Annotated in this window: 20 protein-coding genes; 7 read left to right on the top strand and 13 right to left on the bottom strand. The window is 59.3% G+C overall.

The window, feature by feature from the left end; translation table 11 throughout:
• Positions 1–91: 91 nt before the first annotated feature.
• The 6 genes from CHB83_RS19135 to CHB83_RS19110 all read left to right on the top strand — a co-directional run bounded on the left by CHB83_RS19135 (position 92) and on the right by CHB83_RS19110 (position 5942).
• Entirely contained in the window at positions 92–2728 is a 2637-nt protein-coding gene (locus CHB83_RS19135) for a TraM recognition domain-containing protein (RefSeq protein ID WP_179225568.1), read from the top strand.
• 10 nt (positions 2729–2738) lie between these two features.
• Complete coding sequence (locus CHB83_RS19130; protein WP_089333809.1) at positions 2739–3170, top strand: hypothetical protein; 432 nt, start codon at positions 2739–2741, stop codon at positions 3168–3170.
• Positions 3171–3222: 52 nt separating this feature from the next.
• Positions 3223–3813: a hypothetical protein gene (locus CHB83_RS19125; RefSeq protein WP_089333808.1), complete on the top strand. Its 591-nt coding sequence runs from the start codon at positions 3223–3225 to the stop codon at positions 3811–3813.
• Between the two features lie 6 nt (positions 3814–3819).
• Positions 3820–4005: a hypothetical protein gene (locus CHB83_RS19120; RefSeq protein ID WP_089333807.1), complete on the top strand. Its 186-nt coding sequence runs from the start codon at positions 3820–3822 to the stop codon at positions 4003–4005.
• Positions 4002–5033, top strand: a complete 1032-nt coding sequence (locus CHB83_RS19115; protein WP_089333806.1) for a Fic family protein — start codon at positions 4002–4004, stop codon at positions 5031–5033. Before CHB83_RS19120 ends, CHB83_RS19115 begins: the two co-directional genes overlap by 4 nt.
• Before the next feature lie 258 nt (positions 5034–5291).
• Positions 5292–5942: a hypothetical protein gene (locus CHB83_RS19110; protein WP_089333805.1), complete on the top strand. Its 651-nt coding sequence runs from the start codon at positions 5292–5294 to the stop codon at positions 5940–5942.
• A gap of 72 nt (positions 5943–6014) precedes the next feature.
• Here CHB83_RS19110 and CHB83_RS19105 read toward each other — a convergent pair whose 3' ends face one another.
• The 13 genes from CHB83_RS19105 to CHB83_RS19045 form a co-directional block, all read right to left on the bottom strand.
• A complete protein-coding gene (locus CHB83_RS19105) occupies positions 6015–8549 on the bottom strand; it encodes a T9SS type A sorting domain-containing protein (RefSeq protein WP_089333804.1) in 2535 nt (844 codons plus the stop codon).
• Between the two features lie 141 nt (positions 8550–8690).
• On the bottom strand, positions 8691–8987 hold the full coding sequence (locus CHB83_RS19100; protein ID WP_089333803.1) for a hypothetical protein: 297 nt from the start codon (positions 8985–8987) through the stop codon (positions 8691–8693).
• Positions 8988–9000: 13 nt separating this feature from the next.
• Positions 9001–10014 carry a hypothetical protein gene (locus CHB83_RS19095; RefSeq protein WP_143437203.1) on the bottom strand — a complete coding sequence of 338 codons (1014 nt, stop codon included), beginning with the start codon at positions 10012–10014 and terminating at the stop codon, positions 9001–9003.
• A gap of 283 nt (positions 10015–10297) precedes the next feature.
• Complete coding sequence (locus tag CHB83_RS19090; protein WP_089333801.1) at positions 10298–10867, bottom strand: hypothetical protein; 570 nt, start codon at positions 10865–10867, stop codon at positions 10298–10300.
• A gap of 57 nt (positions 10868–10924) precedes the next feature.
• On the bottom strand, positions 10925–11833 hold the full coding sequence (locus CHB83_RS19085) for a hypothetical protein (RefSeq protein WP_143437202.1): 909 nt from the start codon (positions 11831–11833) through the stop codon (positions 10925–10927).
• A gap of 120 nt (positions 11834–11953) precedes the next feature.
• On the bottom strand, positions 11954–13588 hold the full coding sequence (gene traM / locus CHB83_RS19080; protein ID WP_089333799.1) for a conjugative transposon protein TraM: 1635 nt from the start codon (positions 13586–13588) through the stop codon (positions 11954–11956).
• 6 nt (positions 13589–13594) lie between these two features.
• On the bottom strand, positions 13595–14749 hold the full coding sequence (locus tag CHB83_RS19075) for a DUF4138 domain-containing protein (protein WP_089333798.1): 1155 nt from the start codon (positions 14747–14749) through the stop codon (positions 13595–13597).
• A 66-nt stretch (positions 14750–14815) separates the two neighbouring features.
• Entirely contained in the window at positions 14816–15526 is a 711-nt protein-coding gene (locus CHB83_RS19070) for a hypothetical protein (protein ID WP_089333797.1), read from the bottom strand.
• 84 nt (positions 15527–15610) lie between these two features.
• Entirely contained in the window at positions 15611–17188 is a 1578-nt protein-coding gene (locus CHB83_RS19065) for a hypothetical protein (protein ID WP_089333796.1), read from the bottom strand.
• A 6-nt stretch (positions 17189–17194) separates the two neighbouring features.
• Complete coding sequence (locus CHB83_RS19060) at positions 17195–19834, bottom strand: VirB4 family type IV secretion system protein (RefSeq protein WP_089333795.1); 2640 nt, start codon at positions 19832–19834, stop codon at positions 17195–17197.
• On the bottom strand, positions 19794–20117 hold the full coding sequence (locus tag CHB83_RS19055) for a hypothetical protein (RefSeq protein ID WP_089333794.1): 324 nt from the start codon (positions 20115–20117) through the stop codon (positions 19794–19796). The genes CHB83_RS19060 and CHB83_RS19055 overlap by 41 nt, the downstream gene beginning before the upstream one ends.
• Positions 20118–20183: 66 nt before the next feature.
• Positions 20184–20624, bottom strand: coding sequence for a hypothetical protein (locus CHB83_RS19050; protein ID WP_089333793.1), 441 nt, complete (start codon positions 20622–20624; stop codon positions 20184–20186).
• A 68-nt stretch (positions 20625–20692) separates the two neighbouring features.
• Positions 20693–20998, bottom strand: a complete 306-nt coding sequence (locus tag CHB83_RS19045) for a hypothetical protein (protein ID WP_143437201.1) — start codon at positions 20996–20998, stop codon at positions 20693–20695.
• A 186-nt stretch (positions 20999–21184) separates the two neighbouring features.
• Here CHB83_RS19045 and CHB83_RS19040 point away from each other — a divergent pair, with 186 nt between their 5' ends.
• Positions 21185–26221, top strand: coding sequence for a toprim domain-containing protein (locus CHB83_RS19040; protein ID WP_089333791.1), 5037 nt, complete (start codon positions 21185–21187; stop codon positions 26219–26221).
• The last annotated feature ends 46 nt before the right edge of the window (positions 26222–26267 follow it).

Here is a 26267-nt window from a genome sequence, read left to right as displayed (position 1 = left end):
TTCAATTCTACGCTAAATGTCTACTGCACCCAGTACACCAACGGCCAGGCCCCCGGGAAGCGGGGGCAACGCCTCCCTAATTGGTTTGGTCATGCTGTTGCTCGTTCTCGGAGGGGAGTACTATGTTCTTACCGAGCGAGACAAACCCAAGCCCAAAGCTACGGTAACAGCCACAACGGCGAAATCAACCATTAAGAAGGCTCCAGAGAAGCCGGCTAAACCGACCAAGCCTGAGCCTGGAGCGCCGATGGATATATTCGGGGCTGTGGGCGGTGGCAGCGGTGGTGGGGACCCCATGGCCGGAATAGGTGATACGGTGGCTGCTTACGGAGGCCAGGCCGTCGACATGCAGGCAGGCCTGGGCGCCCGCGCCCTGCTGGTACTGGTATCCATTGCCCTCATATTCATGCAGAAGCCGGCCCCGCCAAAGATCGGAGCCCCGCGTAAGGTGCCGCGCAAGCCCAAGGAAGTCGAGATGCCGGTAGTAGTGCTGAGCGCATTGCTTGCGTTTGGGAGTGCACTGCTGCTGCTCATGGGGTTCTGCCACGGTGATATGCTGGCCACCGGTTATCCCGTGGCGGCGGCCTTGGTGCTGGGTTGCGGCTTCATTGCCGGCCAGCTGCGTGCATCGACCAAATACGTCGGCGGACGCCTGCAGGCTGAGAAGGTGCGGCGGGATACTGATTATGGAATCGTACTGCTGGCCGAGGGTGAGCAATACGTAAATGTGCCGAATCCCTTCCGGGGAACATTGGTATTAGGTGGTGCCGGTGCTGGTAAGACATATTCAATTGGTGAGCCTTTTTTAGAGCAATTTGTTAAAAAAGGCATGTGCGGTTTGATATATGACTTTAAATTTCCAGTACTGGCCAGCGCAGCACAGAAAGCCCTGGTTTACGCCGGTGAATTAAATAAACCATTACGACACCGGGTAATTAATTTTATAGACATGGAGCGCACGGAAAAAATTAATCCGCTCCGTCCACAGGATATGCCAATGCCAGCGTATGCAATGGAATACGCAAAAACTATTTTAAATAATTTAAATCCCGGCGGTGCCAAAGGAGGTGATAACTTTTTTGAGTTAAGCGCGGAAGCCTATTTAACCGGTATAATCTGGTTTCTTAGAAATAACTTTCCAGCGTTATGCACTGTCCCGCATGTAGTAGCAATTGCGGTGTACGAGGATTTTACGCACGTACTCAGCATGCTTAAAACTGACCCGAGAAGTCAGGCGCTGGTACAAAGCATTATTACTGCGGTAGAGCAGAAAGCAGAGAAACAAGTGGCCGGTATTATCTCCTCGCTGCAGATTGCGCTGGCTCGATTAGCTACTCCGGAAATCAGCTGGGTGCTCTCTCCGGACGAGGCGCGCGGGGAAGGATTCTCGCTGGATTTAAACAATCCGTCGAATCCAACCATCCTCACTATCGGCAACGACCCCACCTTGGCGCGGACCTTTTCCCCGGTTATCAGCTGCATCATTGCGGTAGCATTAAAGCTGATGAACCAGCAGAATAAACACCCTTCATTCGTACTTATTGACGAAGGCGCTACCATCTATGTGCCAGGCCTGGAGGTAATACCCGCCACTGCACGAAGCAACAAAGTGGCCATGTTGTATATGACGCAGGACGTGGCGCAGATGGTTGATGCGTACGGAAAAGACAAAACACAGGTCCTGATCAGCAACTTGAACAACCAGTTTTTCGGCAAAATCAACTCCGCCGAGACGGCCAAACTCGTCTCCGACATGGTGGGAAAAGAGGATGTTGAAATGGTTTCTGTCTCGTCCGGCAAGTCTATGGGCGGTGGGAAAGTTGGAGGAGGGCGCAATGTCAGCCAGAGCGTAAGCGTGCAGGAACGGCAGGTAGTGCGCGTGCAGGATGCCTACACCCTGCGGCAGGGAGAGTTCATTGGGCAGACCGTTGAAACGCCCATGAGCTTCTTTCAGGCCCAAATGCACCGCGAGGTTGAGCCCGGAGACTTTCCCATCCAGCCCATCTCTATTTTCGAGGATGCCGAAGGCGTGGTTACCCCGCAGATCGAACGGGAACTGAAGAAGGACCGGGAACGGGCGCAGCAGCTCCTGCAAGAGCTGGCCCAGCAGCGGGAGCAAGAGGAGGATGCGCGGAGCCGCAAGTTTGACGAGCAGCGGGCGGCGGCGAAAAAGAAGCTAATGGCGCGGCAGCAAGCCCAGCTACAGCAGCAAGCCGCCGACGTTGTGGCCAGCAATCAGGAGCCGGATGCCACGGGGCCGGCAACCGCCCCGGCTTCCACGGACCCGAGTACTCCCCCCATCGTTGGCGCAGCCACTGGCTCCCCCGACTTACAAGCAGAAATTGAAGCGGCCAAAGCTGTAGCGGAGCAGAGCCGCCAGGAGCATCAGCCTAAGCCGCAGTCAAGTCTACCGACTCCCAGCCCAACGCCTACCCCAGCGCCGGCGGCTGATGCCACCCCGGCGGAAATTCCGTTGGAACAGCGCTTACGGGAGCAGCAGGTACTGGCGCACAAGGCCCAGATGGAACGCCTGCAGCAGGCCGAGCAGAAGCCCGCTGAAAGTCCCATGCAGCGCATGGTCGAGGCCAATCACCACAAGATATACCGGGAGGTTTCGGAGCTGATTGCCGGCACTGATCCGGCGACTCAGCTGCCCCGCTTTATGAATACCCTACGGCCCAAAAATCAGGTGCCTACCCCGGAAGATTTAGGAGTGAAGAACTTTTAAACAACGCATCATGGTCGACCTCTCCGTTTTTGACTTACTCCAGCAGCACCCCGTTATCTGTGCCGGTCCTTTTCTTCAGTGGGCCGGTATCGGGGCCGCTCCTTTCTCAGCCACCCAGCTCCAGCGTCTACGGCAGGCCCTACGGGACTTACTAGGCCAGCTGACAACCTTCCAGCGGGCAACTCACGGTGGCAACTATGAAGGCCTGACTCGCTTCCTGCGTCGGGCCGACATCAATGCCAGCGGGCTGCTGGGGCACCAGGCACCAGCGGCCTATGCCTGGCTTCTCATCAGTTGGCGGCAGCCCCAGCCCCCTCCCGATGTGATACGGGCCTGGAAGATGGGCCTAAGCCAGCTTATCGGCTGGGTACGACACCATAGCCGGACGCCCGCCCACTTTCTTCATGCCACTCCGGCCCAGCAGATGCAGCAAGCTGCCTGATTCTGCCCCGAACCTCTCAAACCGACCTTTTCACTTTTTACCCATTCTCAGTATGACCTATTACCGGACCCTTGATGCTGATGCTGCCGGCGGCGAGCCGAGTTACGCAGGCTTGGCAGCCCGCCTGAAAAAGCTGCCTAGTTACCAGCATCCCAATTCCCAGGCACTACTCGATAAGCTGGAGCGCGGCGAAATTGATTCTGAAGAATGCCTGCACGAGCTAACCCAGGACGTGATTCAGCGCACCAAAGATGGCCAGGAGCAAGACCGTCAGCGCCAGGCTCATGACACCAACCAGCAGCAGCTGTTGCAGCAGGAGCGCCAACGCATCGACGATGAAATTGCCAGCAATGCGAATTCGGACGAGCCCACGCTAGTCGACGCTGATACCAGTACTACGCCGGCTGCTTCGGCGCCGGCCAGCCCACCTGCATCGACAGCGCCGACTTCGCCGGTTTCCACGGGTAAGCCAAGCTCCAGTAGCAACAGCGGCTTTCAGCAGGCGCCTACCAGTTACGCCGAAAGCGGACTTAGTGGCAGCAGCGGCAGTTATGACGTGGGCAACGAGGAGGAGGGAGGATTCGGGGCGGGGCCTGGGGTTCAGGCCGACGAGGATGAACGGGATCTGGACTTCGAGAACTAGCCCGCCATGAAGAAAATCAGCAGGAACCAGAAAGGGGAGCGTCGGGCAAACAACGTGGACTACCTACTCGACGGAGCCGAGCTACCCTACGGCCAGAACATCAGCAAAAAGCGACCTGGCAGCCGCGCTGGCAAATCAAGCAAATCCTCCATGTCGGCCGATTCGGACGCCGAGCAATCTTCATCCAAATGAATTATGGCTATGGGAGCGGCGACGTGCCGCCCAATAAATTAGGAATTACCGACCCGGAAGTAATGCGGGCGGCCCAGCAGGTAACAACTGACTTCCGCACCGGAGAACTCCGCGAGGGGTTAAAAGTCATTCGGGGAAATTTCGACGCGGACCACTTCCGCAAGATCCACGAGTATTCCATGCAGGACGTGTACGGGTGGGCCGGCCAGACTCGGCAAGACCTGAAGGAAAATACTGGCCAGGACATTTCCCGCAACCGCCAGAGCGTGGCCACCAGTGAGCCGCTGGCCTTCGAGGAGGCAGGTAAGGTAAATTCCCGTCTGAACACGATTAGCGCGGACCTTCAGAAGGAAAACGGCCTGAAAGGGCTCGACCAAAACGAGTTTGTTAAGCGCTTCGCCAACTACTACGACCAGTACTACCAGGTGGCCCCGTTCCGGGCGGGCAACGATGCTGTGCTCAACATCGTGGCGGAGCAGATCGGTAAGCAGGCGGGCTATGAGGTGCAGCTTGAAAATGCCCCGGGCGTAAAGGTGGCCGCAGAAAAGACGCTGGCCAAGGACAGCACCAAGAATGACCGCAGTGAACTGGAGCAGGCGCTCAGTGCCGTCACTAGGCCGGCCCCGGGCCCTGAGGCCGAGTTGGCCCGTCGTTCCAGTCTGCGCGAGAATGAATTACCCATGACGCGGGAGAAGCACGAAACGGTGCACACCCGCGAGTTGAACCAGGCGGGCGCATTTCTTCAGGACACACTTAGCGGGCGGGTGGGGGGAAAAGACACCTTCGACCTGCTGAAACAGACCCAGCAGGAATTCAGCCGAGGCCAGATCAATGAGCAGAACCTCCAGGTAGCTCGCCATATTGGCGACTCCCTGAAGGGACAGGGTGTAGACCCTTACATCCAGCGCTTTGAGAAAGCAACTTCGGAGTTAGCCGAACTGAAAGGCTACTACGTGGAGCGTCCGAACCAGGAACGGGGCGCAGCCCTTCCGGATCGGACCAGCAGCCGCAACGAGCAGGAGCGATAATCCTAGCAACGAGCGATAGAACTAAGCCCCTGGCAGGTTGCCGGGGGCTTTTCGTTGCACTACCTGGGCCGGAGCAGCGAACAGAATGAAAAAATATTTATGCTCCTATTTCCGGTTAGCCTAAGATTTCTCGTATTAAGTAAGGGAGGCACTCAAAGAAGCACTCCCATCCGGCAGCTTCGGCTGCGCCAATAACCGGCCCTTTTGGGCTTGGGCCTAGCGTAAAGTAAGATGCGACGGCCTTGATATAATTACAGTATGAGTACCAAAAAAAGTACGAGAAACGGCACCGCCGCCAAGTTAGAGCGGGCCGCAGTGAAGCGGGCACTCGCCGCGTTTGACGTAAGAAGCATTGTTGCTTCCCCAGCCCCAGGTTTTCGGCATCGGCTATGGTCGGTAGAAAAGCAGCTGGCTGACTACAGCTTTGAAGTAGGGTTTATCTATTCCCCGCAGGGAGTGGAACTGGCCCGCATTAAGGGTACGGAAAGAGGCGTCCAGCTGACGGCCGCCCATAAGGTGTTAGCGCGCGGGGGCATCATCACGCATAATCACCCGGACGGCTCGTTTATCAGCTGGGTAGACGTGGTACAAGCACACGAGCTGGACGTGGCGGAATTGCGCGTGGTGCAGGGTAGCAATCCGGCGCAGGTAGTAAGCATCACCCGCCCCAAGGGTGGCTGGAAGTACGAAGCCTGCGTAGAGTACATGCAGCGGCAGCAAAGCCTGATTGGCGCGCAATTCAAGGGCCCTGACTTGCCGGGACTGGACCCGGAGGCTAATCAGGTGCTGCAGGCAGAGGCCTTGCGGCAGGCTAATGCCAGGCTAGGAGAGTTAATGCCAGGGTTTCTGCGCGAACTGGGCATTCCATTTACCCACACCGTGCTGCAGGAGCCCACGCTGGAGGTGTAGGCCAGTAGAGTGCAAATAAGAAAGGGCCGCCCCATGTAGGGCGGCCCTTTTGCTTACTGGCAAACTGCAGCGTTACTGAACCTGCAAACGCTGCACCTGACGGCCGGCGCTGGTCTGCACTTCAACCAGGTACAGGCCGGGCGAGTAGCCGGCCAGGGACCAGCTCCAGTCAACTACCGGCGCGGCCGCGAGGGTCTGCTGGCGTACCACCTGGCCCAGGACCGAGCGAATGGTTACTTGCACCGGGCTGGCCAGCTCCCGCAGACCGCTCAGGCGCAATTGAGCCCGCTGGCCCGTGGTTGCCGGGTTGGGCCAAACGGACAGCTGCAGATCCAGCGGACCGGGCCGCAGCGTGATTACACTGGAGTAAGTATTCGAGCCGTCCAGATCTACCTGATGCAGGCGGTAGTAGGTAAGCTGGCTAATAGGCTGGGGGTCCAGCAGCTCGTAGGAGCGCTGCTGGGTCGACGTGCCAGCGGCATTGGCGCGGCCCGCCACCACGAAACGCTGACCATCCGTGCTGCGCTCCACCTCGAAATAGGCACTGTTCTTCTCAGAGGCAGTAGCCCAATTAAGCGTCGCCTGGTTACCGGCGCCCAGGCGGCCGGTAAACCGAATCAGCTCAACCGGCAACGGCTTGGAAGGAGTCAGCAGTAACGTATTCGAGTATACATGCTCCCCGTCGCGGTGATGCAGCTCAACCCGGTAGTAAGTTGGGACGGTGATAAGCGACAAATTTTGGGTGAGGCTCACGCTGCTCATAACGCTATCCTGCGTTACCGGAATTCGTGTGCCTACGCTTGTAAAGCGGGTGTTGTCCTCCGAGGCATAAATCTGGAAATAGTCAGAGTGGTACTGGGCGCTAACACTGAAGCGTAGGTTTGGCTCATTATTGACCAACGAACCTTTCAGACTCGGAGCGAAGCGGCCGGTGCGGAAGTTCATGGGCGTGCTGCTGGTGTAGACAGGCAGGCCATTACCATCCAGCACGTACTCAACCACGGCCATTTCATATTCATGGCCCATGCTAGCGTTACGCAGGTAAATAAGCGTGTCACTGGCGCTTGTATAAGCTTTTCTCGAAAGAAGGTAAGTGCTTCCGCTCAAACGCGAGGCAGGAGTCATATCGTTATTGGTACGCTGGTTATAGAATGTGCCATCAACTGGCTGAAACAAAGGCCCCCGGCCGGGGCGTACCTCTTGGGCCAGAATCAAATAATGGGTGCCGGTGCCGGGCTTCCAGGAAATAAGCGTAATACCATCGTAGTAAGTAAAGGGCTCTGAAAAGTGAAACCGAATCTTACTGGGCGCAACTGCTGCTGGAGCCGGATAAGTTTTGACCAAGCCGTACGCGGGTGCCTGGCTCAGCAAGTAGGTTGGCGTTCCGTCGGCGGCCTCATTGTATTCATAGACTTGGGCCTGATAGTAGGTATCTGGCTGCAGGTTAGTGATAGTGGCCGCGCTGTCCCTGCCGTTGTAGACAACGAATGCCCCGGGACGAGTCTGGCCACCCTGCCCAAATGCGGCAGCTGGATACACCGTATTCTGAGTTGGGAGTAGCAAGCCCCCAATGTTGGTCAGCGGGCTGAGTACCACAATCCTGCCGGTGCCGCTGCCATTAGTCCAGGTAATGCGGATAGTAGTAGCCGTAGTGTCGGTCTGCACCAAGTTTGTAGCTGCAGTCTGGGGCTCCGTAGTGCCGCATAGCGGAACATCGAAGTACGCCGTATCAACCGGAGCAGCATAGCCAGGGTTGGCATTGGTATTGGCACCGGCACCGTCGCGCTCGTTCAGGTATTCGTAGGCCACAAACTTGTAACGCTCCCCTGGGATCAGGCCATAGAGTGTCGTTGTGGAATCCGCCCCCAGGGCCACGGCATACGCATCCGGGCCAAGTGATTGCCCTCGGCCGTAAAGGTTATTGGGAAAGTAAAACTGTCCACTTTGGGGCTCTGTGCTGAGGAATGCACCAAGGGACCCACTAGGCACCCGCTGGATCACCATAAGCCTTCCATCCCCATTGCCCCGGTTAACGGTCAGCGTAGCGGTAGAACAGTCGATAACATTAGCCGAAGCACCTGATGCTCCCCGGGTTGGCGGAGTAGAAGTCGAGCAGCCAGGCGTGGTGAAATACAGCGATACGCTTGTATCGATTACTGCTGGGTCTGGATTCGCGTAATGGAGAGAACCCATCATAAATGTGATGGAATCGTAGTACGCGATGACATCCGCCCGATATGCTGTATTGGGCTGCAGTCCGCTGATTGTGGCTACATGCCCCGTATCGGCATACACGACAAATTGCCCAGGACCAAGCTGCTGGCCAGCACCGAAAAACGAACTGGGAATGTATGAAGTACCTGATTGAGCCTCCGGTGCTGCGGTAGCAGTGGAAACGGCCTGCAATACCAGCAGGCTCCTTTTACCCTTGTACAGGGCAGTATCAGCCGCGGTTGACTTCCAGGCGATAGTTACCTGGTTGCAGCGAGCCATTCCGGCCGGCAGGTGGATAGCAGAATCCGGTGGGACCCGAGCCATTCCGTGGGCCTGAAAGGTGCAATTGATAAGCAGCAGGAGCAGCCCGAGGGCTTTGGTAAAAAGTTTCATCGTAAGCCAATTGAAAGGAATTGAAAGGGACAGATCAGGAGCGGGGAGCTGCTGCCAGCACCCGCCACGTGCAGTAAGGCACCAGCACCAGTACTAAGCCGCATAGAAGTGCGGCCTGGAGGGCGTATCGGAGTAAGTGCATCAGACCGACAGCAAGTGGCCGCAGGCGAGCGTGACCATTGAAATTGCCAGCACGATCAGAATGGCCACGCCCAGGGCGCGACGAGTGCGGCGCCAGTACGAGCGACGATGCCGTGCCCCCCGCAGGTGCGGGGGGTAGGGCCGGTAGGCCCGGGGCCGGAAACTCGCGTAGTCGGGCGTAAATGAAGGCGTGGCAGTTGGGCGGTGGGAGGCCTGACGAAGGCGCAGTAGCAGTCGGGAGCAGCGGGCGGCCAGCGGTTCACGAACCGGAGCGGCAGAGAGAATGGACTGATTCATCACAACCACCGAGTTAGTAGTAGAGGTAGGAAAGCCATAACTCGTCCAGATTTACCGGCAGCAGGGGGGCCGGCAGCAGCTGCACTTGTTCACGAGTTTCATTCAGGTAGCGCCGCCCAATCGCGTAGGTCAGGGCCAGCAGCGATGCCAAAGCCAACGACACCGGCAGCGTCATGGCGCTGATCGTGATGAGGACGGAATTGGCCAGCAGAACCATCAGGGCAATGAAGGCTACCAGCACCAGCAGGACCGGCAGGTAGAGCAGCACCCAGGGCCGCCGCGCCAGGTTTTGGGCTACCTTCAACGAGTCCGGACGCAGCCGGGCCGGGCGAGCCATCCAGGCCTGAGCCACAGATTGCCGATAAGCCGACAAGCGGTAGAACAATAAGCCCCCGAAGGCCCATGCACCGAGTAGCGGCAGCAGAAACAGGGGCCATAGATCCGGGTTAGCGCCGGCATTGTAGATATAGACCACCATTGCCACGGCTCCCACCAGCAGCAAAGGCGTTGACTGTAGCAGCCAACGCAGCATCGAGGGTTGGCCAATGGGTTGACCGCTGGCCGGCTGCCAGCTGGCGTCGAGGTCGGGCAGGAATACCTGCGCCGATTCGCCCGCCATGGCCAGCAGGCGCAGGTGGGCCAGTCGGCGTTGCCGCAACCAGGTCGCACCTTCCGTATCGGCAGGCTGCGGTCCGCAGAGAACTTCCGCGTGCAGCGCATCAAAGCGGGCGGCTTCTTCGGGGCTGGTCTGCAGCACGATATCCGGAACGATCGTACCCCGGCCGGAGAGCAGCAGCAGGCTGGTTGTAATGCCGGCGGCGTCCAGAGTGGCCACTACCTGGGCAACCCCCAAGCCTACGAGGGCGTGGGTTTCGGATTCCCGGCGGAGCAGGCCCAGGGCCACAACCTCCGCCTGGTCAAAGCTGATAAGCGGGGCGGGGAGTGCCTGATCCTGCCAACTCCGGTTGTGGGAAGGCACGAAGGCCGGCGGCGCGGCCGATGGGGTTGGATGTACTTGCGTTTCCATACCGGGGGTTAGGTGGTTGAGGGTGAAAGAGCTGAGTTCATAGGAAAAGCCTGTAAGTTGTTTTGCGACTAAATATAGTTGCGAAGGTAGGTACATTCACCGAACAAAGCGATTAAATATAATTGCAAGTAAGGGCACAAAGAAAGCGGCCTGGAGTTCCAAGCCGCCGCACAGGTAACGTGTTGATATTTAAACACAAAAAGCCCCCTGAACAGGCGTTCAGGGGGCTTTTTCCATTCAGTACCGTTAAGCTATTGCATAGCCCTGTAAAGGTAGCTATTCCTTAGCGGAAGTGGAAGCGTAGCCCGCCCCCAAAGTAGCGCGGCCAGCTAGTTACGGGGGGGCGAAACGCCAGGTAGCCTTGTGATACCTGGCCCGAGAGCGATACCCAGTTAGTCACGTATACATCGGCCGATACTCCAACTTCCGGACCCGCTGAAAAGCCCTGCGTTACCTCGCGGTGGCCGTCCCTGCTGGAAGCCGTGGCTTGGGTCATGCGGTCGTAGCGCCCGTGCAGCTGCACGGGCAGATGCACGTACACGGCCTCTCCAATTCGGAATAACTTGGGCGCAATACCTACCCCAAAGTCGTAGCCATAGTACGGCGTATCGGGGCCGGTTTTCGGGTGATCCTCGCGGCCTGATTCACGCAGCGCAACTACGTCGAACCGTACCTTGTCGGAGAGGAATCGGGAATAACCGGCGCGGTAGTACGTGCCTTCCGAGGCCTTGCCGTATTGCACGGTAAGGCTGTTGAGGTGTTTAACCTGACGCTGAGCGTGGGCCACCATTGGCTGCCCCAGGCCCGCAATGCAAACCGCGCCAATAAGGGCGACGCGCAGTAGTGGGTTCATAGAAGTAGAGTTAGTACCTGAAGGTGATTAAATGACTAGGGTTGGTCGAGCAGCGGCTTAATAGCCGGGGTGCTGGCTTTCCAGCATTCCCTGCATAGAGGCCACAAATACCTGATCCTGCACGACCTGTTCGGTGGCCAGTTGGGTCGGCCCCTTGACGGCGGAAGCCGCAAGCAGCGTTTCCGCCTTTTCCCGGTATTCCTGAGCCTGCGCCATGTTATGCGCCGCCCGGTCCTGGGCCAGCACCCGTTCCCCGTCGGTCATGGAGAACTTACCTTGGGTGTTCAGGCCGTCCTGCAGCTCAACGGCTTGCTCAGACAACTCATCAGCCATGCGCTTGTAGCGGAAGGCCATAGCTACCTTCTCCTGCTGGTTACTGTTTTCCAGCGCCAGGGTATTGAGCGTAGCCAGTTCCTTCTGCGACTGCATTTCCAGCACATTCCGGCGCGTACCGGACGTGCTCGATACGAAGTTGTACATCTCCTTCACCTGCTTGGCATCGTTGTCGGTAGCCGAAGCCAGCAGCTGACCAAAGCGGTTGCCCTGGCCAACGGAGGGCAACGCGTGGCCCAGATTCAGGTTAGCCAGATTGGTGACGAGGGTTTTCAAATCCCGCATGTTGGAGATTTTCAGGTCCTTCACCGCGGCTACTTTCTTCAGATCTTCCCGGATCTGCTTCTGCAGGTTCAGGCCATCTTCCGTCAGGCCCCGCACTTCGCCGGTTATATCCCGGATTCGGCCGGAAATATCCTTTGCCGTGGAGGCAATGTTGCGCGCGTCCTGCACGACCCGGAAATTCTCCAGGTGCTTCAGCCAGTCCTGCGCCTTCTTGGCAAATTCCGCTACCTGAACCCCGATGTGGGGAACGTCAGTGGTCAGGAACTGCGCGGCAGCGGGCCGGGGAGCCGAGGTTAGCACGACCCCGCAGCAGAGCGCCATCAGGGCATGCTTATATGTTTTTCTCATAGGTAAAGGGGTTGAAAGTGAAAAAAAACTGCCTCCGATGGCTCGGCTTGTCGCTACTCACGGGCCGCCTAGGATAGGGCAAGCCGAAACAGCCGAAAGCAGGGTAAAGCATGGAGCGTATTAGCGGCGCTGACCCTGGCTCTGGGGCTGAGCGTAGGCCGGGGGCAGGTTATCGTAGCCGGGCTGGCTGGGATAGCCACCCTGGCCGACGCCCTGCATCAGGGGGCTCTGCATGGGGTTGCCGTCCTGACCCATTAGGCCACTGGGCTGCATCAGGCCGCCTTGTTGGTAAGCGCTGCCAGCGGAGCTTTTCCCCGTGCGCGTGAGGAGCACCGGGTAGCCATCCGGCAGGGTCACGTCGCGCAGGCGCACCCCACCCCGGGGCAGGCGGCCAAGCATCGTAACGCCGGCCCGCCCAGCAATGCCTTTCCAAGAGTTGGCTGCCTGGGAGCTTTGCAGAATAGCAGTGCTGATTTCCTGGGTGCCGGACTGCATCATCGAGCCGGCAATGCCTTCCTGGCCCTGGGGCTTCACCCGCTTGGCCGGGTCAATCATGATGCCGGGCATGTAGCTGTAGTTGTAGACTTCTACGCCCACCTTGTACTGTCCCAGCCGGTCAATGGTCAGCGTAACCCGGTTGCTTTCCACCGAGGCCAGCGCAGAGAATACCATGTTGCGGGGGAACGTGACACCGCCGAATGTGGCTTCTTCCGAAAGACGCAACATCACCACTGAGCCCGTGCGGACCAGCTGAGTGCCCTGGATGCTGCAGCGGTAAAAAACATCGGGCATGATCAATTCCTCATCCGCTGCATTGGCATTGCTGCCCCGGTAGCGAACCGTATTGAAGCCGTCCATACCGGGGATGTAAGCCATTTCCGCTCGGCGCTTATCAGCCTCCCCAACCTGCTGTTGCTGGCTGGCCAGCAGAGGGCGGAAACGCCGGCCCGTCATGCGCTCATAGTTGTCGTGCACCCCTTTCGGCAGGTTCTGGAGCATCATGTTGATTTCGTCGTTGGTTTCAAAGGGTGTTCCGTCTCTGTCGCGGGTCGGCCGTGGCGGAGTGTAGCTGGCCTGGTTCATGTTGCCGGTCGAGGTAGCAGACCATTCCTGCCGGCGAGGAGCTGAACCATTGCTGACCGGTACCCGCTGACGGGTGGCCGTCTGCTGGCTGTACTGGCCAGTGGAAGGGTCGCGGCGGGTTTCCTGCACCTGCTCGGTATTGGCCGCGCGGGCTGCCTCCGCGTACTTGGCCCGGTTCGCCGCCTGCTCAGCCGGGGTTAGCTGGGGCTCCTCATTGGGCTTAGGCTGGTTTTGCTGCACCATCAGCTGCTCCGGGGTCAGTTCCTCCTGAACGGGGCGAGCTTCTTCCGCCATTGCCTGGTCGACGGCTGCAATCGGCTCTTTCGTTTCGGGCGGAGTGGGGTCACTGGTCAGGGCATCCATCTGCTCCGTGGAAGCCGCCGCCAAAGGTGCCTGGGCAGCAGCCTCGTTTTCCAGTGAAAACCAGATACCGGCTACGCCGGCCAGAATGAGCACGGCCAGGACAATACCCACCGTAATCTTGTTGTCAAGCAGCTTTTGGCCCCAATCGACCTTTTCCTTAGCTGGTTTCTCCGGCCCGGCCGGTGCAGCAGCTTCGCCAGCGCCGGCAGCGGGTTCTACGGCGGCAGACTCCGGGGCTGAAGCGGGCGGCGGGGTAGAAGGCGGCGTGCTGGAACCACCAATGGGAGACATATTTTCGATAGTATCCATAGCAGCTTACTGGATAAAGGTGGAAGCAGTGTTGATCACGCGGCTGGGCACGCGCAGCTGGATGGCCCGGGCACCGCTCAATTCCCGTAGGCCTACTGCCAGGTGGCCCTCATCCGTGGCCGCATACAGGGGCACGGCGTAATAGATATAACCGGTAGAATTGCCTTTCACGCGCTGGTTGGGGTGGCCTCCAGCCGGCATCATCGGACGCCGGGCCTCGTTGCGTTTTTTGCCGAGGAAGCGTTTTTTGTCGTTTTCGACCAGCGTGAAATCAGCAAAGTCTACCTGGTAGTCAATGCTGGAGGAGTTGACCAGCTTAAAGCGCAGGTAGGTAAACTGCTTGTCGTTACGAACATTGCAGAGGGAAAAAGACAGGCGGTTGTCGACCACGGCCACGCTGTTGATTTCCTCCCGGTACTGATCCAGGCGGCGCAGCATGGCATTGATGCGCGCTTTCTTGCTGGCGGCGCGGTCCATGGCCAGCTCATTGTCGGGGCCAACGCCGGTCGAGGATTCCTGCAGCACGGCGCCAGTGCCGGTCTGCATCCCCCCGGCCGTTGATTGAACGTCACCGCTCAGATCTACCTGCACGTCCCCGATAATGGCATCCGGGCTGCCCAGCAAATCCGCCCCCGACAGCGTAGCCGGAGCGGGGGGCGGGTTTAACGCCCCAGGTTTCGTGAAGTCATACAGCGTGAGGACCGGCCGCTTCACCGTCACCAGACGCCCAATCCAATACTTGCTGCCGTGGCGCACCATGATGGGCGTAGGCGGCGATACTTTCTTGCGGGCGCGGATGAAAACCGAGTTGGCTTCAATCTTCACGAGGTAGTTATCCATCATCCCCACGTCGACCAGCGACACAGAGCCCGGAAACACCAGATACGTTGTTGAGCTATCCGAAACGGCAATATCTAACGTAGTTGCCGTAGCCCCGGGGGGCGTCGGCGGCGGCGGCGGGGCCAGGCGCGACACGGTAAAGTGCTGGCCTTGGTTGGTGTACCCGCCAGTATGGAAGCCAGCCGGGCCAACGGCCGGATCTGACGACGAGGCCGCCGGTGAGTAAGCGGGCAGTTGGGCGGGAAGGGGTTGAACGCGGCGTTGCGCGTGAACGGCTGGTGCTGCAAGTAGTCCCAGGCCGAGCAGGATATAGAGTTTCACGAGTTGGGGAGTAAAAAGTGAGTTGAGGATTAGCACCGGGGCCCGCAGGCCCCGGTGGAGCGGCGATTATTGGGCGGCTTCTTTCTGGGCTTCCTCCGCTTCAACTTTGGCCTGCTGGAGTTGGGCATCGTCGCGGTCCTTCTGAGCCTGCAGTATCCGCTTCTCTTTCTCGGAGGCTTCCGGATTGTAGGGGATATAGTTGAAGCGGGTAATCATCAACCCAAAGGGGTTGAAGTTGCTGCGGTGGGTATTGGTCAGCTCGAAGCTCATGCCCATGGGCATCGACTTACTCTGCCGGTCCCCGATAAAGGCCTTTTGCCGGATGTAGAGGCGACCCTTGACCGGCAGCGTATTGGTATCGAGGACAATGCTATCCACACTGGCCGTAGTGCGTGCCCCGAACTTGATGTAGTTGTCGAGTACAGCGCCTTTTTTAAACCCATCGTAAAGCAGACGGCCGCCCATATCATCAATGAGGGGTAGAGCCGTATTCAGGTTGTTCTTGAACGTGTACTGGTCGTGGCCGAACATATTCAGGGCGAAGGTGCGGACCAGGTTGCGCATCTCGTATTCAGTATGATCTTCCGGTGATTCGGCCAAGGCCATTGCCGTAGAACCACCATTGCCTACCACGTACACGCGCTGGCCCACGACGCCGTAGGCATGAAATACCAGCCCGCCGCTAACGACCATCGTTACAATGGCCAGGCCCACGGCAGCCAGCGCCACCAGGCGCATCGACGAGTAAGTTTGGTTTAAGTCTTTGAGGTTGCTCATTTCGCTGTTGAGTTGGGGAACCTGGGGCTTATCTTCCCGACTGCCCAGGCTTCCGAAGGTGAAATTTGAAGGAGTGAATGCGGCTTAAAAGGAGCCACCTGAACCGCCCCGGCCGAGGCCTGGAGCTATGAGCATGGGCGGCTGAGGCTTGCCGCCATCCGAGCCGCCGGTTACGTCGACCGCGCCGGTGCCCTCATCGGAGCCGCCCTGGTAGCGGGCGACGCTGGAAGAAGGCGCAGAAACGGTAGGAGGGCCAGGCAGCGCGGCCTGAGCAGCTGAACCGGCTGCGGAGCCGCCGGCTGCTGCACCAACCTGGCCCGTGCCATTGGCTACCCCGCGCATAGTGCCGGAGCTGCCCAAGTTGACCATGTGGTTCGGGGCCCCCGGATTGGAAGGGGCTGCCGAGCCCCAGGAGCCACCCGAACCCCCAGGCGCAGAGGAGGGAGCACCCAGCTGCGGAGGCGGGGAGTACGTGGCGTAGCTGGCGGCCGTGCGGGCCGAGCCGTTGGAGGCCCCGGCGCCTGGCATCATGGGAGCAACCCCCATTGACATGCCCGCCCCGGAACCAGCGGCGGAAGCTGCGCCCCCGCCCCCACCGAAGCCCCCGAATCCGCCCATAGCGGTATTCATAGCTGCGCCGGCACCCCGCATATCGCTGGCCATGGCCGACCCAACGGCGGAAGCACCACTTCCCAGGGCATTAACTGCGCCGCCGGCCGCTTTACCGGCCCCCATAGCTGCCCGGGAGGCTACCAGGCCAGCCGCTGCGCCAACAAAGCTTTGTGCTGCTGAGGAGCCGACAACCAAGCTCGTCATGTAGGGCACCATCAGGTACATGATGATGAAGATGATGCACGCTACCTGGTACTGACCATCCGAGGCGTACTGGGCAAAATACTGGTCAACCGTCGTGATTTTAGAGGCGGCCAGCGCCGCCATTGCGGCCGAATACTGGGCAAACAGCTTGTTGATGATGGCAAACGTGACCGTCCATAGATGCACGCTCAGGTAAGACTGAAACCACGATTTCATTAACCCTCCGAAGCCGGGCAGCATCGAGAGGGTAAAGGCAATGGGCCCGACCACAAATAGGAAGGCCGCCAGAAAGGCCTGAATGAACAACATGCAGACCTGAATGAGCTGAGCAATGGTACCCGTGGCCAGCTCCAGTAGCCACTGCCGAAACGAAAAGCCCCCGATAGAGCCAGCAATCGAAGCAATCTTGTCGGCCAGGCCGGAGATAACCGACGGCTGATCCTGAGTGCCATTCGCTACGGTGGTAGGCGGCGGCGGGGTAGCCGTGCCGGGCGGCTTCGGCTTCAAATTTTCCAGCGTAGTGTAAGCCTGCGCCTGCGCCCCGTTACCCGTTACCGCCCGCGAGATCCAGTAGACCGAATCCCCTACTTTGGGCATTATTGTCCGGTAGGAAAGCAAAAAGCCCGCAATGAGAATGAGTTTGAATAGGGGGGCTAGATCAATCTGCAGCGACTGTCCGCTCAGATACCCCCGGCCAATAGTCGTGACTAGCGTAATGGTCATCATGATAGGCACCACAGAGGACATCAGCAGCACGATAACATTGCGGGTCATATCATAAGCAGCCTGGGAAATCTGTACGTTCAGGTCCCCGCCGATGCCCGAGAGAAGTAGGGTAAGGAGCATAGCTGATTACTTAGATTGCGAGGAAACGAATTCATCCACAGCGAAATCAAGCCGCTGCTCGACAATGGTTGAGTACTCCGGCAGCCCATCCGGGCCGAGCTTAGGCCGGCCCGTAGCCGGGTCCAAGACCAGTACCGGCCGATTGCGCTGGTAATGGGTTACCAGGCTGTTGAGCAGGTTGCGGTCGGCGGCGCGGGAGCTGAGAATAGCGTTCAGCTGAGGGGCCGCTTCGAGGGTGTAGATCTTGGCTACCGGCCCCTGCTTGATCAGGAACTGGCGCCAGCCCTCCCCTGACTGAATGGAGCGAATCAGGCTCATTTCGTGGGTCGAGAAACCCAGGGGCTTTTCCAGACGCTCCAGGCTGGCCTCGTTGGTGTGGCGCAGGATGATTTTCGTGGCCGAGTTGTCAATCAGCGTGTAGCCAATCGGGGAATCCACGATTTCCTTGATACCCTGCGTGATAATGCCAATGCTGCCATTCGTTTTCCGAATGGTGCGGTACATATTCACAATGAAGTCCTCCAGGGCGCCGCTGAGCATCGACCAGGCCTCATCCATTAGGATGTACTTCACATCATGCGGGAACTTGCGGAACAGGTCCAGCGACAGTTCCGTAATAAGCATGGCCACCACCGGGTATAAGGTCGGGTCAGCCTTGACGCGCAGCATGTCGAAGCTGATCAGGCGGTAGTCCGACAAATCCACGTCCAGCTTGGCGTTGAGTACCTTGGCGTAACGCCCGCCCTCAATGTATTCCCCCAGCACCAGAAACAGTTCGTCCATCTGGATGTAGGCCGAGTCCTTGCGGTACTGCTCGCGTTGCTTCCAGAACAACGGATCTTCCTGCTCCAGCTCAACTGGCGTAAGCTTGCGCGTCATGCGCTCATGGTAGTCCTGCACGAACTGGTAGAAGCTCTGCATGCCGGGATAGTCCTCGTCATGGTGGCCCAGCTTGTCGGACTTGTTGAGCGTGGCGTAGTAGTCCTGCAGGAAGCGCGAAAGAATAGCCCGCTCAGATTTGCTTAGCACGCCGTCCTTCCCCGACTTCCATAGCGCCGTGAGCAGGGCCAGGTGGAAATTGAGTTTTTCGTCAGCGTAGAGCCATTTGTGTTCCGCGTCCCGGGGGACGAAGAAGGGGTTGAACTCAATCGGGTTGGCAGGGTCATACTCGAAGTACGACTTGTCAAAATCCGGCCCGTTGAGCGACTGGCAGACGTTGCGGTAGGAGCCGCCCACGTCAATGATGATCTGCCGGGCACCGTTCTCAAAGCGCTGGGCAATGAAATTGCCCATCGTGTAGCTTTTGCCCGAGCCGGAAGGGCCAATGGTCAAGCTGTTCTGGTTATCCTGGCTAACGTCGAACAGGTTGATGCGAATCAGATTCCGGAACCGGTCACAGATATACTCCCCGGTGCGAGCCGATCTGTAGGTAGTCGTCCAGTGCACGTAGCAGGCCGCGCGGTCGGTTGTCGTCGGCAGCCAGCGGTCCGGCACCTGGTAACCGTTGCAGGGCAGGGCTGAAAAGAACAGGGGCAGCGTCAGGAAATTTTCTACGGCAGCCTCGGAGCTGAACATCGAGCGCATTGCCGCGGCGGCCTTCTCGATGTTTTCTTTCCGCAGCGCATCCTGGGTTTCCCAAGTCAGCAGGCTCACGTGCAGCTTGCAGAGCTGCTTGCCTTCTGCCCGTACTTCCGCAGCGAACGAATCAATTTCAGCTACGCGCAGGTGGTTGTCCTGGGTGGCCAGCTTGGAAAGGGACTTGTTGATCGTTTTGTCGCGGTCCAGCGCTTCCAGTTCTGCCTTTGTGTCGACAATCTGAATGGATTGGGTCAGAATGTGCGGAATGGCCAAAAAGTGCGTCAGCGGGTACAGCATGGGCGAAGTCACACCGTAATTGTTGCGCACGCAGGGAAACATCTGCAGGCCCTGACCCGTGAGACTTACGCACGACACCTTTTGCTCTCCGACGGCCAGCGTACCCACCTCGTTGTAGATTTCCCGCTCGTAGTGTTCGGGCTGGCGGTCAAAGTCCAGGTTCAGGAACTGGAGGTACAGGCCGCGGATCTGGTTTTCATCCAGCCGCTCCAGCGTAATGTCGGGAACCCCCCGCATGGCCTGGATAAATTCCTGGGTATACTGGTCGGCCATGGCCAGCGTCTGCGCCACCGACTCAAACGGGTTATCGGGTAGCTTCTGATCCACGTTGTTGATCAGCGCGTTCAAGGCCGATACCGGACGCGGAGGCTTGGCTTTTTTACCACTGGCTTTGCCGTTGGCTTTAGCCGAAACGGGCGCAAAGCTCAGAAACAGGTACGGCGAATGGTAGAGTACCATCCGGTTGCCGAAGTACTGGCCCATACGCTGGGAGAAGTAGTGGCCGGCCGCTGGGGGGTGCACATACGGACGGTCATAGTACACGTCGGTTTTCTGCACGACGGTACCGGGCGGCAGTACCTTTAATGCCGCCTGAAAGGCCGCGTGGCAGGCAGTATACTGGTCGGGGTCCCATAGCTCCATTTCCACCGGATTGAGCTTAAAGGCCACCCCAACCCGGCCATCCTTCAGCACGAGCTTATGGTTCTCGTAGAGATACACCGGGTGGGCATCATTTAGCCCGCCCTGCTTTACCTTTTTGCTTTTGAACATGGTTGATGCCTATGGTGAGGCGTTTAGGTTGGCGGAGATGGTAGCTGACGTAGCCCATCAAAAAGCCTGGGGGACGGTTCTTATTGAGGTACCGGAGGGTAAAGAATAGCCCTACCGCCGTCACGATCAGAACCAGGTAGACAAGCGGATTTACTGTAGTGCCCATGCTGACCAGGGCCAGGAGCATTCCGCCACCGATTACTAGGCCAAAGACAAGGCCCAAGCTCTGGATATCCATTCCGAGAACTTGGGCCGGCCTTTCAATGCTTTTGTAGGAGCGCATCGAAACGTGATGTAAAAAATGAAGTAGGGTAGGGCGACGCAGGTGCCGCCCTACTCCCGGATTCAATTAGTCCACGTTACCGCCACCACCGCTGTTACCGGTGTTGCCCACGATTTGCTGTTTGAGGGAGTTGAAGCCCCAGAACAGGAGCACGCCACCCGCCAGCCACATCATCGAAGTCATAGCGTCAGGTTCGCCGCCGATGAACTTCTTAGCGGTCTTAACCAGGCCAATCATCAGGAACACGGCGAAAATGCCCTGAGCGATGAGCAGTACCGTGGCCTTGAAGGAGGTCAGGGTGGAACCTACGCCGCCCTGAGCGTTGGCCTGGCCCATGAAGCCACCCAGAATCATCAGGGTGCCATAAATGCGCTTGTCCCACTTGCTCATGTTGTGAGTCTGGTGCTGCGCTTTGTGGAAGGCAACCGTTGCTTCAGCGGCAACAGTCTCGGTAGCACCCTTTGCCCGGGCCCAGCCTTGCGAGATTTTGCTTAGAACAGTGTTCATGATAAAAGTGAAAAAGTGAAAAAAATGTGAAAAGGGTAAAGGGTGAAAAAATGGAACTTCTATGAAGGCTAAGCCTTCGGTAATGGTTGCTTCTTTAGCTGCTGCCAGAGTTTCCACTTCGCCTGCTGGGCTTGGTACTCAGCGTACTTCTCAGCTTGGTTTTCCTTGTGGGGCGGCAGGGCCGGTTCGAGGCGGTAAGTGGTGCGGGGCAGCGAGTCATGATTCTGACCGGGCGGTGGGGGATTAAGGGCGGCCAAACGCTTGTCTAGTTCCCTTTTGTGGGCAGCACGGCGTATTCTGTCGAATACCACATAGACCACAATGCCCATACCGGACAGCCAGCCGGCGAGAATCAGATAGACATAGGGGTTCACGGCTTTGATGCGATTAAATATGATTGCTATGCGCTGCCAAAGATGCGAAAAAACCGATTCAAAAAAGACTTTACGCAACTTTTTCTAGTCGCAAGTTAGCAATCAAGATTAATTGCGTGGTAAAGGGCATGGCTTTGCGTAGTATTGTCTACCTAATGTCCATTTTCTCACTTATCCCAACTGCCCATGAATACCCCGACGGGAGGCCGCGCGCGGCCCAATGATGATTCGGAGCTGGAACGCTTCAAAGACCAGATTCCCATCGTACCCCTGGCCACGAGCCGCTACGGGTACGAGCTAACCGAAAAGGCCCGTAATGACTCCTGGCACAAGCTGGAGAAGGGCGGGGAAGTACTGATCGTAAGCCAGAAGGACGGCCGCGACGTGTACATGAATACCCGTGACACGAAAGACAGCGGCTCAGTTGTCGACTTTGTTAAGACCCGGGACAGCCTGAATCTGGGCCAGACGCGGCAGCAGCTGCGGCAGTATCTGGGCGAAGGCGGCCCGGAGCAGGACCGACAGCAACTGGCCTCACGGCCCGAGCCCTCGCGTACCCGCCAGGCTGAACGCGGCCCGGATGCGTCATTGCCAGAGGACCCCCGCGAGCGGCGCGACGAGTTGCTGAAGCGGACCCTGGGCGTGCAGCCTGCCCTGACCGATAAGAGTTATCTGCGGGAACGAGGTCTGAGCGACGACACCATTAATGCCCCAGCCTTTGCGGGCCGCGTATTTACCGGGCAGAATGGCCCGCACAAGAACACGGTATTTCCGCTCATCAACGAGGGTGGTTTCTCCTCCTACGAGGAGCGCAACCACAATTTTAAGTCGCAGATGCCCGGTCCGCGAGATGGTATCTGGGCCAGCCACCCCACCCAAGGCAAGGGCACTGCGGTTGAGCGCATCGTTATTGGGGAGAGTCCCATCGACGCCATGAGCAAGTACCAACTGGAACAGCCGGGCGGCAGTGGGCCGAATACGATGTACCTGACTAGCAGCGGCACCGTGTCGCAGCGCCAGGTGGAGCTGATGCAGAAGGTCATTGACCGCCAGCAGCCAAAAGAGGTTGTGATGGCCAACGACAACGACGCGGCCGGGGTACGGTTTAACCTCAATTATCTGAATGACTTCCGGGCACCCCGTCAAAATGTGGCCCTGGAGGCTGGCGCCGAAACGCCGGAGCAACAACGCGGGAACGTCACGTGGCGGGCCATGCGGGCCGGCGACTACCATACGGACCTGAAAATTACCTTTGAAACCGAGCGTCAGCGCGAGGGGCGTACCGCCGTGGCCGGCCTGCAGGAGAAAGTAGACGGCTGGAAGAAGGAGGGCGGCGAGCAGGCCGCTTCGCTCGAAGTTGTCCGCATGGGCAGCGACCAGACCGTAGCCCGGGTTACCGTTACCAACGACCAGTTACCTCAGTTGCGGGGCCTAGTGCAGGAGTTGCAGACCCAGCGTGAGGCTTCCTTGCCAGAGGCTCAGCGTACGCCGCCCGGCTTTTTCGTGTGGGAAGCGGCCCGCAGTAAGGACTATAACCAGGATCTGACCGACCAGCTGACGGAACAACGTCTGCGGCGGGCCCGCGAGCAGGCCGGGTTTGACAAGGCGCCGGTACCGGCCGCCCTGCAGGTGACACCTTCCCCCATCGAGCGGCCCGTGACGCTGGAAATCATCGAGCAGAATCAACGCCAGCGCGGCGGCGGCGCGGCCGGCCAGATTGAACAAGATCTGCAACGGGCCGGATTGCGAATTCTGGACCGGCAGCAGGAAGTGAATGAGGCGACTGGAGCCCGCACTACGCAGCTGCAGGCGCAATACCTGGTAACCGATCCCGAGCCCCAGCGGAAGGCCATCAATACCCAGCTGGAGATTATCGGGCGTGCGCCAGGCGTTACGCTGACCGAGCCGGAGGCCCACGCGCAGGAGCGCCGCGGGGCCGGTGCCCTGGCCACGCTGAAGGTGCAGAAACTGCCTGAGCGGCAGTTACAGGAAAGCAAGGCTGAATTCAGCTCGGCAACCCGCGAGCTGGGTAAGAACCTGGAGCAGCAGGGCATGACGCTACCAGGTAGCCGGTTGACGGAATTGAGCCGGGCGGTAGAGGAGCGGAATATATTGCCCCTGCGCGGGGTTGACCGTCAGAATCTGGACGGGGCACTTTCGCTGGCCGAAAAGATGCCGACCCTGCAGGAGAAGGGCCAGCCGGGGCCGCTGATACTGGCCGTACAACAGGCCGATAAAACCATGCACGAGCGCTTTCAAACCGTGCAGGAACTGGGTGGAATTGGCACCCAGCGGGGCTCCATTATAGTGCTGGATGACAAGGCCGGGCAGGAAAACCGGGCCGTGCAGGTCTGGAAAGACCTGAAGGCGGAAGGGGCCGGCGTGGGCAACATCGTGCAGCGCGAAGCCGCCACCGGAATCATGGAGCGTAAGATCGACTTCAAATACGACCCTACCCCCGGTTCCACAGTGGCCGGCGTCGAAGCCGTACTACGCGCTGCTGAGCGCAGCCCGGGCGTTGTGGTGGAAGAACCCGCCCAGGGCCGCCAGGTGCGACAGTTGGCGGCTAATACCTTCAATCTGGAGGAGCAAGGCGGCGGCCGGGCTGTCAATTCCTTGCGTAATGCTTATCCCTCCAACAGCGCCGAGTGGGTTACCTATGCCGTAACCAGCACGGCTCCAGCTGGCAGCCCGGAGCTGAAAGACCAAACGGAGGCCATCAAAAAAGCAGGGGGCGTTGTCGTGCCGTTGGCTGGGCAGGGGCAGGGTGAGCAGACCCAACTGGTCAGCTTCCACCTGCAGGACCCCCGGCTGGGCGCCATCAGCGAGGCCACCCGGCAGATGAGTGAAAACGGCGGCAACCGCTACGACGTGGAGCGCCGCATTGCCGTGGGTGAGGCCGGGGGCTGGGCTGCTGGCTTAGTGCGGCTGACGGAGGCCCAGGATGCCGCTACCCGCACTCCCCAGATTCTCGACGACCTTCGGGCCAATGGGGTCTTGATTCAGGACCAGCGGCGGCTAGAAGCGCCAAGCGGCTTTGTCCGGGAGGAAGTGCGGATAGCCTACCAGACGGAGCAGAACCCGCTCGGAGTGGCCAATGTGCTCGACGCACTGAAGCGGAGCCCGGGCATTGAGGTAGAGGAAGCTTCCCGCCAGCAGCAGGCCCGCGAGGCCCTGGCGGCGGTGGAGCGGGAGCGGCAGGTCGCCCTGCAGGCCCAGGAAGAAGCCCGGCAAGCGGAGCTACGCCGGCAGCAGGCCGAGCAGGAATTGCAGCGGCAGCGGGCCGAGCAGCAGCGGCAGGCTAACAGTCCGGAAGCCCAGCGCCAGCGCGAGCAGGAGGACCGCGCCCTGACCAGCGGTATTCTGCTGGCCGCCGCGGCCGAGCAGCAGAACAACGGCCAGCAGAAAGCACCGACTTTTGATCTGGCCAACGACCAGCAGCGTAGCCCCGCCATCGAGCACCCCTACCGGTACGCGGAAATTAACATGGCGGCGGTAGGCTACAATGACGATAAGCTCCGGGTGATGCGGAAGGAGTTTGAGCAGGCCGGCGCGTCCGTAACGGCCATTGAGCCGCACCGGGACTTGGCCGGCCGCGACCAGTTGCGCATCATGGTTGGCTACCGTATTGATCAACCCGAGCTACCCCAGATAACGGAGCAGTTGCGCACGGCTCAACAGGCCGATACGGTGCTTTATAAGGAGCGCGGCGGGCAGGCCATGGAAAGAAGCTATGAGCTGGAGCGCCGGGAGCGGGAACCGGGTGTGTCGCTCTCATTTGCCCCGGAGGCTGCCCGCAGCGCCGAGCCGGCCCGTGAAACAACAGTAGCCGGGCATCAGGGAATGAATCAGGCCGAGAAGGTGCAGCAGACGAGGGACTACTACCCCGCTGAAGGCTGGAAAACGCAGGTTTTACGAGAACGACGCGACGATGAGTTGGCGCCTGTAGTGCCCAAGTTGGTGACAGCAGGCGCGCAGATCGGCGGCACCGTTCCGGACGGAGCCGGGGGCCGGGAAATGACGGTTAGCTTTCATCCGGCAGCCGTTCGTCAGGATAAGGTGCTGGAGGTCATTGAAACGCACCGCGCGGCCCGCGAAGTGGCCGGGCCAATGCCCGCAGCTGCCCCGGCCGCCAGCGCGGAACGTACCCCGGAGCGGGCCGCTGAGCCGGCCCCCGTTCGGGCACCGGAGCGCGTTGTGGAGGCCGCCCCCGTGCAGCAGCCTGCAGTGGCCACCACGACTACCAGCGTCAGCGAGCAGCCCTTCCGGCACGTTGGCATTAGCGTAGTCGATGAAGCAGGCCAGCAACGGGCCCAGCAGCTGCGGGAAGAATTGCAGAAGCAGGGGGCTTCGGTGACGGAGCTGCAGAAGAAGGACCCAGGCCAGGAGTTGAGCCGGAGCACCTTTACGGCCAGCTACGCGGTAAGCCCGCAAAGTGCGGGCATTGCCCAAGCCCTGGAAGTTGCAGGCCGACAGCCTGGTGTCAGCCTGCAGGAGCCACTAGAGCAGCAGCGGGAGCGGCAGAAGCAGTTTGGGGGGGAAGTGCCAGCCATCAGCGGCACGGCCGTTGCTCCAGCCTCTGGCTATACTGCCGGACCCCCGCAGGGGCCGGGGCAGTGGCAGCAGGGCGTTGTGCTCATTCGGGATACCGACGAGGAGCGTAACCGCACGGCCACGGTTCGGGATGCGCTGCAAAAAGCCGGGGCCCAGGTGGGTGCCGGTGGAGAGCGCAACGACGGAGTCCAGGGAGGGGCTATCCGCTACTCCTACCACACCCAGCAGGAAAATCTGGAGAAGGTGAACAAGGTGCTCGACCAGGCCGAGAAAAGCGAGGGCATTGTCGTCAAGGAGCAAAAGCCCCAGCAGCCCGGTCCGGAGCTGGAACCGCGCAATGGTAAATTCAACCAGGCCATCATTTCAATTGACGACACGCCCGAAAAAGGCAAGGCCCGGGCCGAAACCATCGGGGGCGAGTTGAGCAAGGGCGGGGCCATCGTCGGGGAAGCCAAAGTGGTCGGTAATCACATCGAAATGCCGGTGAGCTACCATACCAAAGCCCCCAACATCCAGCACATCAACGACACCTTGGATAAAGCGGCCAACAGCAGCGGTATTCAGGTGAAGGAAAATGGCGAGGACCGGGGCGCTCGTCTACAGGGAGCCCGCGACGTGGCCCAGGAAAGGGCCACGGCAGGCGCGGCCATGGAACGTGAACGAAGCTAAACCTCAACTCGTCCACCACCCGTAGACAGAGCGTTCATTCTCAGTT

This window comes from Hymenobacter mucosus (assembly GCF_900188255.1).
GTDB lineage: Bacteria > Bacteroidota > Bacteroidia > Cytophagales > Hymenobacteraceae > Hymenobacter > Hymenobacter mucosus.
This window is presented reverse-complemented; position numbering and strand designations above follow the sequence as displayed.